Below are 14,946 nucleotides of genomic sequence, written 5' to 3'. Positions count from 1 at the left end.
CGTCATAAAATACAGTTTTTAATACATCAAAGTATAAAGCTTTCTTCTATATTTAGTGGCTAACGAATCGCCGTCTGGTAGTACTTTCAACACATCTAACATTAACTCTTTACTTGTAGTGTTAGACATATCTTTTTGTACTAATCTAAACAGTATCTCAAGGGCTTCTTCGTTACGGTTAACTTGAGAATATTGTACTGCTAACTTATGTTTTATTTCATCGTTATCAGGTTCACTTTCAAGCTGTGCTTCCAATGCTTTAATTTCTGGTGATTCAGCAGCTTGTGTCGCTAATTCAAGCTTAGCCATAACGGCTTGATAAGCACTATCTTGATCGACTAGTGTAATCGTAGCTAAAACGGCTTCAGCATCGGCCACCTTACCTAATTGAATAGAGGCATCGGCATAAACAATTTTAATATCAGCTCTTTCGCTGTCTATTTGGTAAGCCTGTGATGCAGCTGTGTATGCTTTATTTATATCATTTTCCACTAAAGCTAACTTAGCTTCATTTAATAATGTATCTTCAACTTTAGGTAAATGTTTATCTAAAAAGGCTTGTACTAGTTCTTCTGTTTGAGGGCCTGACAGCCCGTCAATTGGCTGTGCATCTTTTACTAAAACAGCTGTAGGCAAACCTTGAACACCAAACTGCTGAGCGATTTGGCCTTGTGTTTGGCAATCAACCGTAGCGAGTACCATATGGTCAGGGAATAATGACACTTTTGCTGTTAATACATCTCGTAATTCAATACTTTCAGGCACTTGCTCAGCCCAAAAACTGACAAGAACAAGCTTTGATTTTGATTCTTCTAAAACAACTTGTTGGAAGTTTTCTAATGTGATGGCAACGATATTTGAGCTCATTGATATTTCCAAGTAAAACAATATTACTCAATATTTTGGGGCGAACCTTAAAGATACAAGGTTTAAACAATAACTATATGTGAAAAAGTTATTGTTTTAACCTTAAGATAATAATGGGATAAATAAAAAGCTTATCAAGCTATACGTATTAGCTAACTTCGCTAAGCAATGATCTTGAAATGATCACTTTTTGAATTTCACTTGTACCTTCATAAATAGACGTTACCCGAACATCTCTTGCGAAACGCTCTAATGGGTACTCTTTAATATAACCTGCTCCGCCCATAATTTGTAAAGCGTCGTAACAGGCTGTATTAGCTTTTTCGGTGGCAAAGTATTTAGCCATCGAGGCTGAAGTACTAAAAGGTAAGCCTTTATCTTTGTTATCTGCAGCTTGCATTAATAATAAACGAGCAGCTTCTAAGTCAGTATATCGATCCGCTAACTTCCATTGTAATCCTTGAAAGTTAGACAATGATTGACCAAATTGTTTTCTCTCTACAATGTATTCGCGCGCATAATCCATAGCCGCTAAACCGATACCTAAAGCAAGTGAACCTATACCAATACGCCCCCCCGCTAATTCACTTACTGCAATAGAAAAACCTTGGTTTTCTTGTCCCATAAGTGCTGTTGCTGGAATACGGCAATTTTCAAAAATAACTTGATTGGTAGGAGAAGCCTTTTGACCCATTTTGTCTTCTCGTTTACTGATGGTAATACCGGGAGTATTTGCTTCAACTAGAAAGCAAGAAATCCCTTTACCTTTTTTTGCTGATGAATCAGTAACAGCCCAAACCACAAAAATATCGGCAAACGAAGCACTGGTAATATAAACTTTTGTGCCATTTAAAACGTATCCATCACCTGCTTTTACTGCTGTGGTTTTCATACCTGCAGGATCTGAACCTGCCATTGTTTCTGTTAAACAAAAGCCACCAGCGCGGTATTCACCACTACATAATTTAGGTAAGTAGTTTTGCTTTTGCTCTTCATTACCAATGGATTGGATAACTTCTGCCACCATGTTGGTTACTGATGTTGTAACCGCTGTAGACGCACAAGCTCTGGCTAGTTCTGTTATTGCTAAGCTAAATGACACAGCGCCAGCTTCAACTCCACCGTATTCGGCTTTAACATTTAAACCCATAAAGCCTAATTCGGAGAGTTTATTAATATTACTTAAAAATAAAGTTTCATCATAGGTTTCATCAAGTTGTGCAGCCACAGGTGCAAGTTCTGACTCTGCAAACTTCTTTGCCATGTCTTGGATCATGGCTTGTTCTTCAGTTAATGATAAATCCATAAGAGCCCTCTATCTCGTTAATATTTTCGTTAATCTCTATTTATAGTGTAATCAAAGAATGAACAACATTCATTAAATATTTTACGTTAACGTAAACTTACCCTTAAAAACTAAACTTGAGCTATATTTTATTTTCCCCATAAAAAAACGTGCTAAAAAGCACGTTTTTTTTAACTTAAACAATAATTAACCTCAGCTCGGGATAAGCAAAGTTACTCAACAAGCTATTTTTATGCCTAACTTCGTTGAATTTATTACTAATAGCCAGCTATTAGATAGAAAAATTCGCCTTGTTATACACAAAAATATCAATGTTGAGAGACTAATATAACTTAGGAAAACAACGATACAGATTAAGGTTTTGATAAATAATAATTTTAATTCATTATCTAACATTCATTAACCCGAGTTGAGGTTAATTAAGTTTTAACCTAATACAAACCACAATAAGCCAAAGCCTAACACTAAGCGGTAGATAACAAATGGCATCATACCTATTTTATCAAGTAACACTAAAAAGAAATGAATACAGGCGTATGCACTAACAAAAGCAAGTACGCTACCTAAGCCTATCGCATTCCAGTCAACCGCATCAGCAGAAGTAATAAGTTTTAGTGTTAAGTAACTTCCGGCCATTGCAATTGCGGGAATTGATAATAAAAATGAGAATCTAGCCGCATTTTCTCTACTTAAACCTAACATTAAACCTATGGTCATGGTTATACCTGAACGGGAAGTTCCAGGGATTAACGCTATAGCTTGTGCGAAACCAATCAGCATAGCGCCTTTAAAGCCCATTTTTTCAATACTTACATTCTGTTTAGCTTTAACATCAGCAAAACCAAGTAACACACCAAAAATAATGGTTGTTCCGGCAATCACCAAGGCTGAACGTAAATACTCTTCTATAATATCTTTACCGAGTAAACCAAATAAGCCGGCAGGAATAGTGGCGAACAAAATCCACCAAGCTAATGTGCCATCAAAATTACTTTCTGTTTCTTTATTACGCTGCGTAATAGTTGAAACCCACGCAACAGCCATGCGGCCTACTTCTTTTCTAAAATATAACACTACAGCTAATAAAGTACCTACATGTACTGCTACATCGAAGGCTAAGCCTTGATCTTGCCAGCCTAAAACAGCAGAAGGTAAAATTAAATGAGCCGAACTACTGATAGGTAAAAATTCAGTAAAGCCTTGAATAACAGCTAATAAAAATATTTCTAAAGTACTCATGTATTTTAATTATCCATAATGTGTGACCATGAAAATGGTATTTGGGTGATCGACTGACTCGCTTTATCAAAATTTTGCCAAAGCTGGCCATACGATTGATTAGTAACAGGATGTTTAAGGCTTTCAGCTATTTCAGCAAGCGGCCATAAAACAAAAGCGTTTTTTGTAATTTCATCTCTGGGGATTTGTGCTGGTGTATTGAGAATAAGTTCATCAAACAGTAATAGGTCTAAATCTAAAGTACGTGGACTAAACTTTTTAGCTTGCTGTTCTCGTCCGTACTTAAATTCAATAGTACGTAACGTCTTGGCAACTTCTTCTATCGTTTTTGATGTTTCAACACCAATCACCATGTTATAAAAGTCTGAACCATCAAAACCTACGGCTTTACTTTCATACAAAGAAGAAAGCGTTAAGGCACCAAATACTTTTGCAAGTTCAGTAAGGCCGTGCTTAACGTGATATTCCCTATTTATATTACTGCCTAAAGAAATATAAAGGTACGACATTAAGCCATTACGCCTCTTTCAATTTCAACACCAACAGTTTTAGTGTTATGAACAGCACCAGGTTTACCCACTTTAAGTTTTAACCACGGAATTTGGTAAGTGCTCATTAAGTACTGAGCTAAACGTTCCGCCAATGTTTCAATTAAATCGACGGGATTAGCATTAGCAAATACTTCTACGTCTTCAGAAATTTTTGCGTAATCTAATGTTTTTGCTAATTCGTCATTAAGTGCTGCTTTGGATATATCCCAACCGAGTGTTAAATCTATGATCAGTGTTTGCTTGATTTGCTTCTCCCACTCATAAAAGCCAATAGTGGTTTGAATGCTTAAACCTTCGATACAAACTTTATCCATATTTCAAAACTCTTTATTACACGGCATAATTAGATTATGTTATAACTTCAAATAGTTAATTTGATGCATAATACCAATTAAATTATTTATTAGGCGTAATTTTACCTATCTAAATCATTAAAAACCAGAAATGTCTTAGAATATAATTAACTATCTTTAGGCTTTGGTCATTAGTGTTACGGTTGTTTTCTATAATTAGATAGCTTTAGATTCACTTATAACTAACTTAACAATATTTTAAGAGAAAACTCATTACACATTATTATTTAATATTAGGAATAATTGTACTCGCTTATTTAGCGGGCTCGATTTCTAGTGCTATTTTAATATGTAAAATTCAACATTTACCCGATCCTCGTGATGTTGGCTCACATAATCCCGGCGCAACCAATGTTCTACGTAGTACCAATAAATTAACTGCCGCTTTCGTTTTATTTTTTGATGTGATTAAAGGAGCTATTCCAGTTTGGGGGGCTTACTTTTTAGGCATAGAACCCTTATATATTGGTTTTATCGGAGTTGCCGCTTGTTTAGGACATATGTTCCCCATATTTTTTGGTTTTAAAGGAGGTAAAGCTGTTGCAACTGCTTTTGGTGTTTTATTACCATTAGGTTTTACATTAGGAGGGCTATTAATTGGTACTTGGCTAATTGTAGCTAAACTTACACGCTATTCGAGTTTAGCGGCTATTGTAACCGTTAGCTTAGCCCCCTTATATACATGGATGATCAAACCCATTTATGTATTCCCTGTACTTATGTTAAGCGCACTAGTTATTATGAGACATAAAGATAACATTCAACGCTTACTTAAAGGTACAGAGAATAAAATATCAGTAAAAAACTAACACTCTACAAATTAAACTGCAGGAAGCGTATCAAGCGGCCAGCGTGGTGTAGCTTTAAACGTTAACTCTTGTTCTGCGCCCGACTTTAACCGTTGCAAACCAGCATAAGCGATCATGGCACCATTATCGGTACAAAATTCAGGGCGAGGATAAAACACTTCACCACCTAAATTTTTAGTAATAACCGCTAACTTTTCACGTAGCGCAGTATTAGCACTTACACCACCAGCGATAACTAAACGCTTTAGGTCGCATGCTTTTAATGCTCTTTTACATTTTATTGCTATGGTATCAATCACTGCATCTTGAAATGCATAAGCAATATCAGCATGTGTTTGTTCATCCATAGTCCCTTTTGCTTTTTCTTCACGAATAGCCGTACCCGTTGCTGTTTTTAAACCACTAAAGCTAAAATCTAACCCCGGTTTATTGGTCATAGGGCGAGGAAATACAAAACGGCCATGAACACCTTTCTCTGCCATTTTCGCTAAAACAGGTCCACCAGGGTAATCTAAACCCAAAAGTTTAGCCGTTTTATCAAAGGCTTCACCTGCTGCATCATCAACAGATTCACCTAAAAGTTCATACTGCCCAATACCATCTACACGAACTAACATGGTATGTCCGCCTGAAACTAATAAAGCAACAAAAGGAAATTCAGGTACATTGTCTTCTAACATTGGTGCTAATAAATGCCCTTCCATATGATGAACAGGCACAGCGGGTATTCCCCAACCATAAGCCAAGCTTCGTCCAATAGAACAGCCAACTAGTAACGCCCCCACTAAACCAGGACCAGCAGTATAAGCAACGCCATCTAAATCTTTAGGTGTTAAATTAGCATCAGCTAACACTTCTTTAATTAAAGGAATAGTTTTACGCACATGATCACGTGACGCCAACTCAGGCACTACTCCACCATAATCCGCATGAACAGCAATTTGGCTATATAAACGATGAGCCATAATACCTTGCTCGTCATCATAAATAGCAATACCTGTTTCATCACATGATGTTTCAATACCTAAAATACGCATATAAAAAGAATCCTCAAAAGTTAAGCGCGCAATTTTACCTGTGATAAAAGCAATTCTCCACCATTTAAAGTGTCATATTGTTATTATTACTTTACTTTACTTACCTGTTGGCTTTAGAATACGGCACCAATTTTTGATAGAGCGGGTGATTTCGAGGCTTAGGCTAAGAAGGTTACCAATTTTATAGATTTAAATAGACACAAAGGTTAACAAAAAAAATGCCAGTAATTAAAGTAAGAGAGAACGAACCGTTTGACGTAGCACTTCGTCGTTTTAAACGTTCATGTGAGAAAGCCGGTATCCTTTCAGAAGTTCGTCGTCGCGAATGTTATGAAAAGCCAACTTGGGAACGTAAACGTAAAAAAGCCGCTGCTGTAAAACGTGCTGCTAAAAAAGTTTCTCGTGAGAACGCTCGTCGCGTTCGTATGTACTAAGATATTTTAGTACTTACTTCAGTCAACTGAGTCAACCTATGAGTCTACTTAGTCAACTAAAAGATGAAATGAAACTTGCTATGCGAGCTAAAGACAAATTACGTCTTGGTGTTATTCGCATGGCGATATCAGCTGTTAAACAAGCTGAAATAGATCACGGTACAGAAGCAACAGATGAAAACGTATTAGCCGTTTTAACTAAAATGGTTAAACAACGTAAAGAATCTATTAAAATGTTTACTGATGGTGGTCGAGATGAATTAGCTGCAAAAGAAGCGGCTGAAGTTGAAGCGTTAAATACGTTTTTACCTCAACCTTTCACTGCAGATGAGATTAATGATTTAATTAATAAAGCAATAACAGAAACCGGTGCAGCTTCAATGGCTGACATGGGCAAAGTAATGGCAATATTAAAACCTATTATGCAAGGTAAAGCAGATTTGGGCGCAGTAAGCGGCCAAGTAAGAAATACTTTAAATAGTTAACTTTATATTCCCACAAGGGAAGTCTCAAAATAAACCGCGATTGCTTATGCCTCGCGGTTTTTTATTCCCTTAAATTTAAAGATTGAAAACTAATATCAATCAAACGATTTTATTGTGTAAAATAGAAAACGAAGTTCCCTATTCTCAACATTCGAGTGTTCTAATTATATGGCAGGTATGATCCCAAGACAGTTCATCGATGACTTATTAGCCAGAGCTGATATTGTTGAACTTATTGATAGTCGTGTTCCTTTAAAAAAAGCAGGTAAAAATTATCAAGCTTGTTGCCCTTTTCATACCGAAAAATCACCTTCATTTAGCGTAAGCCAAGACAAACAATTTTATCATTGCTTTGGTTGTGGCGAACATGGCAATGCGATTTCATTTTTAATGGAATTTGATCGATTAGAATTTCCTGATGCTGTAGAAGAACTCGCTTCACACTACGGTATGACCGTTCCGCGTGAAGACAATAATCAAACGCCCGCACAACAAAAACAACAGCAACAAGTTTACGCACAAAAACAAGATGATTATGCCTTAATGGAACAAATCAGCCGTTTTTATCAACAACAACTGCGTGTAGCTAATGACAAAGAAACGGCCATAAACTACTTAAAAGGTCGCGGTTTAAGTGGCGAAATAGTCAAACAGTTTGGTATTGGTTACATCAGCGATGCTTGGGATGGCATGATGAACGTATTTGCTAAAAGCTCAGCAATTACTAAACAACTTGTTGATTTAGGCATGGCTATTCAGGGCGATAAAAACAAGCCTTATGATCGCTTTAGAGGTCGTATACAATTCCCTATTCGCGACAAACGAGGCCGTGTTATTGGTTTTGGTGGTAGAGTACTATCAGATGGAACACCTAAATACTTAAACTCCCCAGAAACGCGTATTTATCATAAAGGCCAAGAACTTTACGGCTTATACGAAGCAAAATTAGCAAATAAACAACTATCACGCTTACTTGTAGTTGAAGGCTATATGGACGTAGTCGCATTAGCCCAACATGGTGTAACTTACGCTGTAGCATCATTAGGTACAGCAACAACTCCAGAGCAACTACAAACACTCTTTAGAACCGTTAAAGAAGTTATATGTTGCTACGATGGTGATAGAGCCGGCCGAGATGCAGCTTGGCGAGCTATGGATAATGCCCTACCCTTAATTCAAGATGGTTACTCACTAAGGTTTGTTTTTTTACCTGACGGAGAAGACCCTGACAGCCTAATACGCACAAAAGGCCAGCAAGCTTTTGAGGCTATAATAGATCAAGCAACACCTCTTTCTGACTTTTTATTTGAGCATTTATTAGCCCAATACGATATGACTTCCGCCGAAGGTAAATCATCTGCTATTAATGCATTTAAACCCTATTTAGAAAAATTACCTGACAGCCATCTAAAAGATGCCATTGTAACCAAACTCGCTAATAACTTTGGCAGCGGTAATGAGCAACAACTCGCTAAATTAAATAAAGCGTTTGCTTCAAAAAACACAAAAACGCCCATAAAAAAGCAAACAAAAATAACACCTGTTCGATTAGCTATTGCATTATTACTTGAGCATCCCCATATAGTTAATGCTTTACCTGATATATCAATACTTACGCATTTAAATGTACCTGGAATACCCCTGTTAAATCAGTTACTCATGATATGCAAGCAAAACCCAAGTATTCATAGTGCACAAATTATTGAAAAGTATAGAGGTCAAGAAGAAAGTAAGCAGCTCACTAAATTAATGTACTTAGAACATCATATTGAGCCTGAAAACGCAGAATCTACTTTTTTAGATATTATTGAACGTTTTCTCAATATTTTTATCGAACAACGTACTGAAGCATTACTTTCAAAAGAACAAACAACAGGTTTAACAAAAATAGAAAAACAAGAATTACATAGTTTACTTAGCGCCTAATAGGCGTTTAAAGTTGTATATAAATAATCAACTTGGTATAACAACTAGTTAACAATATATCGGTTTACGTCTGGTAATTAAGCAAGCATATTGCTATAATTCAAGGCTTACTTTTTTCAATTTGATACCCATAAATTAGGTGGACACTCGTCAATGGATAAAGCCCCACAATCTAGGCTTAAAGAGCTAATAACTAAAGGTAAAGAGCAAGGTTATTTAACATTTGCTCAAGTTAATGATCATCTTCCTCAAGAGATTATTGACTCTGACCAAGTTGAAGACATCGTTAGAATGATCAACGACATGGGTATACAGGTGTTTGAAAACGCGCCTGATAACGATACCTTAATGATGAGTGAAGCGAACACCGATGAAGACGCTGCCGAAGCTGCTGCGCAAGCACTTGCTTCAGTTGAAAGCGAAATTGGTCGTACAACAGATCCCGTACGTATGTACATGCGTGAAATGGGTACTGTTGAGCTATTAACCCGTAAGGGCGAAATAGTTATCGCAAAACGTATTGAAGAAGGTATCAAAGAAGTACAACGTTCGGTTTCTGAATACCCTCCTGCAATTAATTACTTATTAGAGCAATGGGACAACTTCGAAGCAGAAGAAGTTCGCTTAAGCGATATAATCGTTGGCTTTTTAGACCCTGATGCTGAAGAAGAAGAAATTCCTGCCGCTGCAACTCATATTGGTTCTGAGTTATCTAAAGAAGAATTAGATGATGAAGACAAAGATAAAGACAGTGACGATGATGAAGACGAAGAAGAAGAAGATACAGGGCCGGATCCTGAATTAGCCAAAGAAAAATTTGGTTTACTTCGTGATGCTTATGAAGCTGCAAACAAAATTATCAGTGATAAAGGCAGAGGCCATACTGACGCACAAGTTGCAATTGATGCATTAGCTGAAGTATTCAAAGAATTTAGAATTGTACCTAAAGTTTTTGATCGTTTAGTTAAAAACATGCGTAGCGTAATGGACCGTTTACGTGTTCAAGAACGTTTGATCATGAAGCACTGTGTTGTTGGTGCAGGTATGCCTAAAGCTACCTTTATCAAAATATTCCCAGGCAACGAAACATCAAAAGATTGGTTTAACGAGCAAAAAAATGCGGGCTTACCTCATTCAGCTAAGCTAGCTGATATTGAGTTAGACGTAGAACGTTGCATCTACAAACTTAACATGATTGAAGAAGAAACTTACCTAAACGTACATGGCATTAAAGACATTAACCGTCGTATGTCAATTGGTGAAGCTAAAGCTCGCCGTGCGAAAAAAGAAATGGTAGAAGCCAACTTACGTCTTGTTATTTCAATCGCTAAAAAATACACCAACCGTGGTTTACAATTCTTAGATCTGATCCAAGAAGGTAACATCGGCTTAATGAAAGCAGTTGATAAATTTGAATACCGTCGTGGTTACAAGTTTTCAACCTATGCTACATGGTGGATACGCCAAGCAATTACACGTTCAATTGCTGACCAAGCCCGCACAATCCGTATTCCTGTACACATGATTGAAACGATTAACAAACTTAATCGTATTTCTCGCCAAATGTTACAAGAAATGGGTCGTGAGCCAACTCCTGAAGAGTTAGCTGAACGCATGGTAATGCCTGAAGATAAAATTCGTAAGGTATTAAAAATAGCGAAAGAACCTATCTCAATGGAAACCCCTATTGGTGATGACGAAGATTCACATTTAGGTGACTTTATTGAAGATGGTAGCGGTGAATTACCTGTTGATTCTGCAACCTCTGAAAACTTAAAAGATGCAACTCACGAAGTACTCGCTGGTTTAACAGCACGTGAAGCTAAAGTATTAAGAATGCGTTTTGGTATTGATATGAATACTGACCATACGCTAGAAGAAGTTGGTAAGCAGTTTGATGTTACACGTGAACGTATTCGTCAAATAGAAGCGAAAGCATTACGTAAATTGCGTCATCCTTCTCGCTCAGAACAACTTAAGAGTTTCTTAGACGGCGAATAAAAACCGTTTAACACCTTATTTAAAAATCCAGCCAAGTGCTGGATTTTTTCATTTTCGGCGATTAAAAAATAAATAAACGCTTATTTTGTTTAACAATTAAGCTAACAGTCAATTTTTATAAATTATTTCAGATTATAGTGGTGACAACAAAATAAAAAATGCTTATACTTCACGCCGCTTTGAGATGTAATGTTTTTTAGCAAGAAAAAGTTTTCAGGCCTAGGCCATGAAAATGGGCCCTTAGCTCAGTTGGTTAGAGCATCCGACTCATAATCGGCAGGTCCCCCGTTCAAGTCGGGGAGGGCCCACCATTTTCACTTCTCATATCATCTAGTACAGTCCTATACCCCATATAAAACCTAGTTATTACAAGGTAGTTCTACCTGTAACTGTCTGAGGGGGTCTTGCACAATCTGAAAGTTTAGGTAACATTTATAGTAACACGGACATGATGTTACTAACTTTGGTGTTACTAAAAATGGCTAGAACAACAAAACCCTTAACAAATACGGAAATAAAACAAGCAAAACCAAAAGACAAGGAGTACAGCCTAGTTGATGGTGACGGCTTATTTTTACGGATAAAGCCGACTGGTTCCAAACTCTGGCTATTTAATTATTATCGTCCGATCACAAAAAAACGAGCAAACATCAGTTTTGGCTCATACCCTGCCCTGTCACTTGCACAAGCAAGGGAACTTCGAAAAGAATCAAGAGAGCTTTTAGCCCAAAATATCGATCCGAAATATCACCGAGAAGAACAAGCAAGACAAAAACTTGAAGCTCTAAATAATACTTTTGGTTCATTTGCTGAGAAATGGCTCGAGTTAAAATCAAAAGCCGTTAAGCCTGAAACAGCTATACATGCATGGAAGTCTTTAGATAAACACGTATTACCACTTTTACAACATACCCCTATTCATCTGGTAAAACCAAAAACTGTCATTGATATACTCAAACCTATTGAAGCAAAAGGCAGCTTAGAAACTGTAAAACGTTTATGTAGGGTTGTTAATGAGATTATGAGGTTAGCTGTTGCATCTGGTCATATTGAAGCAAATACCCTATCAGATATTACTAAATTGTTTGCCGCACCTAAAAAACAAAACATGGCAACCATCACACCAGATAGGCTGCCTGAATTAATGGTCGCTTTATCCACTTCTAACATAATGTTTATTACTCGTTGTTTAGTTGAATTTCAATTACACACTATGACTAGGCCAGCGGAAACAGCCAAAGCGAAGTGGGAAGAAATAGACTTTACAAACAATCTTTGGATTATCCCTGCAGAACGAATGAAAATGGGTAAACCTCATACCATCCCATTAACTCAACAAACATTAGCGATCCTTGAAAGATTAAAACCTATTAGCAGTCACAAAGAATATTTATTCCCGAGCCATAGAGCAAATAACAGCCACGCAAATACACAAACAGCTAATATGGCATTAAAACGAATTGGTTTTGCTGGTCAGCTTGTTTCGCACGGATTAAGGGCATTAGCTAGCACAACATTAAACGAACAAGGATTTGATCCTGATGTTATCGAGGCCGCTTTAGCTCATATTGATAAAAACGAAGTAAGACGAGCTTACAACCGTAGCGAATATATCGAGCGAAGACGCGCGTTAATGAACTGGTGGTCTGAACATATTGAAAAAGCAGCAACCGGTAATATGAGTCTGTCTGCTTTAGGTAATAAAGGTCTTAGTGTAGTTAATTTTTAATAAGGAAAATAAACAATGAATAATATTTATCTAGACGACCGTGCCACACAAATGGCAGATGATTTTAACAGCGCATATTCGATATTAAAGTTAACACTGCTTTCTACTGCAAATGCTGTTTGCGAAAGAACAATATTTTTAAATGTAGACTTAATCAAATCATTACAGTGTGTCTCTGATGCGCAAGCTATTACCGATGAAATGTGGGATCAAGATAATAAAGGTATTTTATTCTCTAAAGCGTTTACCGCTTATAAGCAAATATCTACTTTCAATCACGCAATAACAGAACTAGCGACTAGTAATTGGTGTGAGGCTGAATATCCTAACGAACTGATCAAAGCGCAAGTATCAGCAATTTACGTGGCTGATACATTATTAATTAATGCTGTTAGTTTATTTGATGACTTAATGATTAATCAACCAGAGCAAGCAGCAGCTTAAAAAGTTTAACCAAGCCTAGGGTAGCTCCCGAAAAAGTGGTACCTCACCGCTCTGGCTTAGTTATTTAATGAGGGTTGTACTGAGGGTACAATATGTATATTAGTAATAATGAAGCTTTTATAAAGATAGGATTGGCTACAAAAACGTTTTATTATGATGAACTGTTTTTAGCTGAACCTGAACAGAGGTATGTTGAATATTTAGCTCAACACATAACCTTTTATTCTTTTGTCTGTGGTATTTGTGATGTAAAAACACCTATTAATGGATCTCAATGTAGCCCCAAAAGAATTAGAGGGTTATGTGAGATACAAATAAGTTATCCATCTTTCATAGCGAGTGATAATTACGGAAATCCTCCCCCTTTAGTAAACTTAATTATTTCTGATTTTACAGAAAATATATCATCTGAATTGATTGGCAGCTTAGTTTCACCTATTGATGGTGGTATTAACTATGAAGCTTACCTGTTCGATAGTTACGTGCATTTACCCCAGTTCTTAAAACTTGTTAATGATGCTGGGGTGGATATTAATCTTATGTTTTTGGAGGAGATAATTAGTAATGATCAATCTTTTCTTGAATTAAAAAGATTATCAAAAGAGAGTGAACAAACATTTAATTTTAAAAAAGCAGCTAAGAAATATATAAAGTATCTCCCGAAAGTGTCAGAAGAGTTAATAATTCAAGCTTGTGAATATGCGAGCGCTAAATATGACAGAATCAATAAAGGTAAGGTAGTTTTATCATTACAAAGTGAAGTTGACCGAATGGCTGAAGCTTTATTCAATACAGAGAACGTACAAAATAATAACCTGAATAATAATACTGTTATAAAGTCGCCATCGACTAGGGAGACGGATAATTTATATAAAACTATCGGATTGTTAACTAAGGCGTTAGTTAGTACTAAAGGTAATATGCTAGGTACTGTAGATAAACCTACCGTTCTTCAAGTTGCTAAGAAATTGGAAGAATATTTACCTGAGCTACAAGCTGGTTTAAGTGAGAGAGCAATCAGAGAGCGAATAACAAAAGGAATAAAGCTTCTTTCAGAATAATCTTTTTGGCAACTAATTATTTATAGGTTAGTTGCCAATTGATTTTGGCAGTTGCCACAAAGTACTTAATAAATAGATTTTAATAAAACCATATCAAACAACACAACCCAAAAGGTAACGATATGGTTCAGTACAACAACATTACAACTCCACTTATATATTTACGCATTGGCGAAGTAACAAAGCTATGCGGACTCCCTAAATCATCATTCTACGAAAAGGTAAAGTTAGGCTTAATGCCACCTCCAATATCATTAGGCGAACGCTCAGTGGCTTGGGTTAACTTTGAAATAGAAGCTGTTAATCGAGCTTTATTAGCTGGCGTAAGTGCCCAAGAGATTAAAGCACTTGTAATGAAGCTAGTTGAACAACGTCAGCAAGCCGCATAAGGGGAGTTTTATGACAAAAGATAAGGCCGCAAGTAATAACGGCACTCACCAATCAAATGACACTTTAGATATTAGCGCTGCCTCTCAGCGAGTGCAAATATTAGAGTATTTGGAAAAGTATGGCTCTGCCACTACCCTACAAATACGAGATGAATTACATATATTATCGCCAGCACCACGTATTTTAGAATTAAGGGCGCAAGGCCATAATATAGAAACTTACCGGGTTAATGAAAAAACACCTGATAACAAAGCTCATAGCGTTGCTAAATACGTACTTTTATCTGATATCAATATCGATGATAAAACCTGAAA

The 14,946-nt window shown here is 36.7% G+C and carries 16 protein-coding genes and 1 tRNA gene; 11 read left to right on the top strand and 6 right to left on the bottom strand.

Annotated features, from left to right (window positions below):
- Positions 1 to 18: 18 nt before the first annotated feature.
- From AC0L5Q_RS17880 to folB, 5 genes are all read right to left on the bottom strand, one after another.
- Positions 19 to 867, bottom strand: a complete 849-nt coding sequence (locus tag AC0L5Q_RS17880; RefSeq protein ID WP_473612482.1) for a co-chaperone YbbN — start codon at positions 865 to 867, stop codon at positions 19 to 21.
- 148 nt (positions 868 to 1,015) lie between these two features.
- On the bottom strand, positions 1,016 to 2,173 hold the full coding sequence (locus AC0L5Q_RS17875; RefSeq protein WP_473612478.1) for an acyl-CoA dehydrogenase family protein: 1,158 nt from the start codon (positions 2,171 to 2,173) through the stop codon (positions 1,016 to 1,018).
- A 426-nt stretch (positions 2,174 to 2,599) separates the two neighbouring features.
- Positions 2,600 to 3,412, bottom strand: a complete 813-nt coding sequence (locus tag AC0L5Q_RS17870; RefSeq protein ID WP_473612474.1) for an undecaprenyl-diphosphate phosphatase — start codon at positions 3,410 to 3,412, stop codon at positions 2,600 to 2,602.
- Positions 3,413 to 3,417: 5 nt separating this feature from the next.
- Complete coding sequence (folK, locus tag AC0L5Q_RS17865) at positions 3,418 to 3,921, bottom strand: 2-amino-4-hydroxy-6-hydroxymethyldihydropteridine diphosphokinase (RefSeq protein WP_473612470.1); 504 nt, start codon at positions 3,919 to 3,921, stop codon at positions 3,418 to 3,420.
- The gene (gene folB, locus AC0L5Q_RS17860; RefSeq protein WP_076420229.1) at positions 3,921 to 4,277 is read right to left on the bottom strand and encodes a dihydroneopterin aldolase; all 357 of its coding nucleotides are present in this window, start codon (positions 4,275 to 4,277) and stop codon (positions 3,921 to 3,923) included. The genes folK and folB overlap by 1 nt, the downstream gene beginning before the upstream one ends.
- A gap of 251 nt (positions 4,278 to 4,528) precedes the next feature.
- On the opposite strand from folB, the gene plsY reads away from it, so the two are divergent.
- Positions 4,529 to 5,125, top strand: a complete 597-nt coding sequence (plsY, locus tag AC0L5Q_RS17855; protein WP_473618331.1) for a glycerol-3-phosphate 1-O-acyltransferase PlsY — start codon at positions 4,529 to 4,531, stop codon at positions 5,123 to 5,125.
- A gap of 11 nt (positions 5,126 to 5,136) precedes the next feature.
- On the opposite strand, the gene tsaD is transcribed toward plsY, so the two are convergent.
- On the bottom strand, positions 5,137 to 6,162 hold the full coding sequence (gene tsaD, locus AC0L5Q_RS17850; RefSeq protein ID WP_077341576.1) for a tRNA (adenosine(37)-N6)-threonylcarbamoyltransferase complex transferase subunit TsaD: 1,026 nt from the start codon (positions 6,160 to 6,162) through the stop codon (positions 5,137 to 5,139).
- 218 nt (positions 6,163 to 6,380) lie between these two features.
- Here tsaD and rpsU point away from each other — a divergent pair, with 218 nt between their 5' ends.
- From rpsU to AC0L5Q_RS17800, 10 genes are all read left to right on the top strand, one after another.
- On the top strand, positions 6,381 to 6,596 hold the full coding sequence (gene rpsU, locus AC0L5Q_RS17845; protein ID WP_076420232.1) for a 30S ribosomal protein S21: 216 nt from the start codon (positions 6,381 to 6,383) through the stop codon (positions 6,594 to 6,596).
- Positions 6,597 to 6,634: 38 nt separating this feature from the next.
- Entirely contained in the window at positions 6,635 to 7,081 is a 447-nt protein-coding gene (locus AC0L5Q_RS17840; RefSeq protein ID WP_473612459.1) for a GatB/YqeY domain-containing protein, read from the top strand.
- A 168-nt stretch (positions 7,082 to 7,249) separates the two neighbouring features.
- On the top strand, positions 7,250 to 9,007 hold the full coding sequence (gene dnaG / locus AC0L5Q_RS17835) for a DNA primase (RefSeq protein WP_473612455.1): 1,758 nt from the start codon (positions 7,250 to 7,252) through the stop codon (positions 9,005 to 9,007).
- Positions 9,008 to 9,160: 153 nt separating this feature from the next.
- On the top strand, positions 9,161 to 11,008 hold the full coding sequence (gene rpoD / locus AC0L5Q_RS17830) for an RNA polymerase sigma factor RpoD (protein WP_473612452.1): 1,848 nt from the start codon (positions 9,161 to 9,163) through the stop codon (positions 11,006 to 11,008).
- 234 nt (positions 11,009 to 11,242) lie between these two features.
- Positions 11,243 to 11,319 (top strand) — tRNA-Ile (locus AC0L5Q_RS17825).
- A 167-nt stretch (positions 11,320 to 11,486) separates the two neighbouring features.
- On the top strand, positions 11,487 to 12,737 hold the full coding sequence (locus AC0L5Q_RS17820) for an integrase domain-containing protein (protein WP_473612448.1): 1,251 nt from the start codon (positions 11,487 to 11,489) through the stop codon (positions 12,735 to 12,737).
- Between the two features lie 15 nt (positions 12,738 to 12,752).
- The gene (locus AC0L5Q_RS17815; protein ID WP_473612444.1) at positions 12,753 to 13,181 is read left to right on the top strand and encodes a hypothetical protein; all 429 of its coding nucleotides are present in this window, start codon (positions 12,753 to 12,755) and stop codon (positions 13,179 to 13,181) included.
- Positions 13,182 to 13,273: 92 nt separating this feature from the next.
- Positions 13,274 to 14,242, top strand: coding sequence for a hypothetical protein (locus tag AC0L5Q_RS17810; protein ID WP_473612439.1), 969 nt, complete (start codon positions 13,274 to 13,276; stop codon positions 14,240 to 14,242).
- Between the two features lie 122 nt (positions 14,243 to 14,364).
- Positions 14,365 to 14,631 carry a helix-turn-helix transcriptional regulator gene (locus AC0L5Q_RS17805; RefSeq protein ID WP_473612435.1) on the top strand — a complete coding sequence of 89 codons (267 nt, stop codon included), beginning with the start codon at positions 14,365 to 14,367 and terminating at the stop codon, positions 14,629 to 14,631.
- A gap of 10 nt (positions 14,632 to 14,641) precedes the next feature.
- Positions 14,642 to 14,944, top strand: a complete 303-nt coding sequence (locus AC0L5Q_RS17800; RefSeq protein ID WP_473612431.1) for a helix-turn-helix domain-containing protein — start codon at positions 14,642 to 14,644, stop codon at positions 14,942 to 14,944.
- Positions 14,945 to 14,946: the final 2 nt, after the last annotated feature.

The sequence above is a fragment of the Pseudocolwellia sp. G5-9 genome (genome assembly GCF_055808995.1).
The sequence above is the reverse complement of the archived record's forward strand: the minus strand, read 5'-3'. Positions and strand labels throughout refer to the sequence as shown.

Bases quoted from the DNA above. Each gene is read 5' to 3' on its own strand.
- folB (WP_076420229.1), bottom strand. From the start codon at position 4,277: ATGGATAAAGTTTGTATCGAAGGTTTAAGCATTCAAACCACTATTGGC.
- AC0L5Q_RS17805 (WP_473612435.1), top strand. From the start codon at position 14,365: ATGGTTCAGTACAACAACATTACAACTCCACTTATATATTTACGCATT.
- AC0L5Q_RS17875 (WP_473612478.1), bottom strand. From the start codon at position 2,173: ATGGATTTATCATTAACTGAAGAACAAGCCATGATCCAAGACATGGCA.
- rpsU (WP_076420232.1), top strand. From the start codon at position 6,381: ATGCCAGTAATTAAAGTAAGAGAGAACGAACCGTTTGACGTAGCACTT.
- AC0L5Q_RS17810 (WP_473612439.1), top strand. From the start codon at position 13,274: ATGTATATTAGTAATAATGAAGCTTTTATAAAGATAGGATTGGCTACA.
- AC0L5Q_RS17815 (WP_473612444.1), top strand. From the start codon at position 12,753: ATGAATAATATTTATCTAGACGACCGTGCCACACAAATGGCAGATGAT.
- AC0L5Q_RS17820 (WP_473612448.1), top strand. From the start codon at position 11,487: ATGGCTAGAACAACAAAACCCTTAACAAATACGGAAATAAAACAAGCA.
- AC0L5Q_RS17840 (WP_473612459.1), top strand. From the start codon at position 6,635: ATGAGTCTACTTAGTCAACTAAAAGATGAAATGAAACTTGCTATGCGA.
- AC0L5Q_RS17880 (WP_473612482.1), bottom strand. From the start codon at position 867: ATGAGCTCAAATATCGTTGCCATCACATTAGAAAACTTCCAACAAGTT.
- AC0L5Q_RS17800 (WP_473612431.1), top strand. From the start codon at position 14,642: ATGACAAAAGATAAGGCCGCAAGTAATAACGGCACTCACCAATCAAAT.
- AC0L5Q_RS17870 (WP_473612474.1), bottom strand. From the start codon at position 3,412: ATGAGTACTTTAGAAATATTTTTATTAGCTGTTATTCAAGGCTTTACT.
- folK (WP_473612470.1), bottom strand. From the start codon at position 3,921: ATGTCGTACCTTTATATTTCTTTAGGCAGTAATATAAATAGGGAATAT.
- dnaG (WP_473612455.1), top strand. From the start codon at position 7,250: ATGGCAGGTATGATCCCAAGACAGTTCATCGATGACTTATTAGCCAGA.
- rpoD (WP_473612452.1), top strand. From the start codon at position 9,161: ATGGATAAAGCCCCACAATCTAGGCTTAAAGAGCTAATAACTAAAGGT.
- tsaD (WP_077341576.1), bottom strand. From the start codon at position 6,162: ATGCGTATTTTAGGTATTGAAACATCATGTGATGAAACAGGTATTGCT.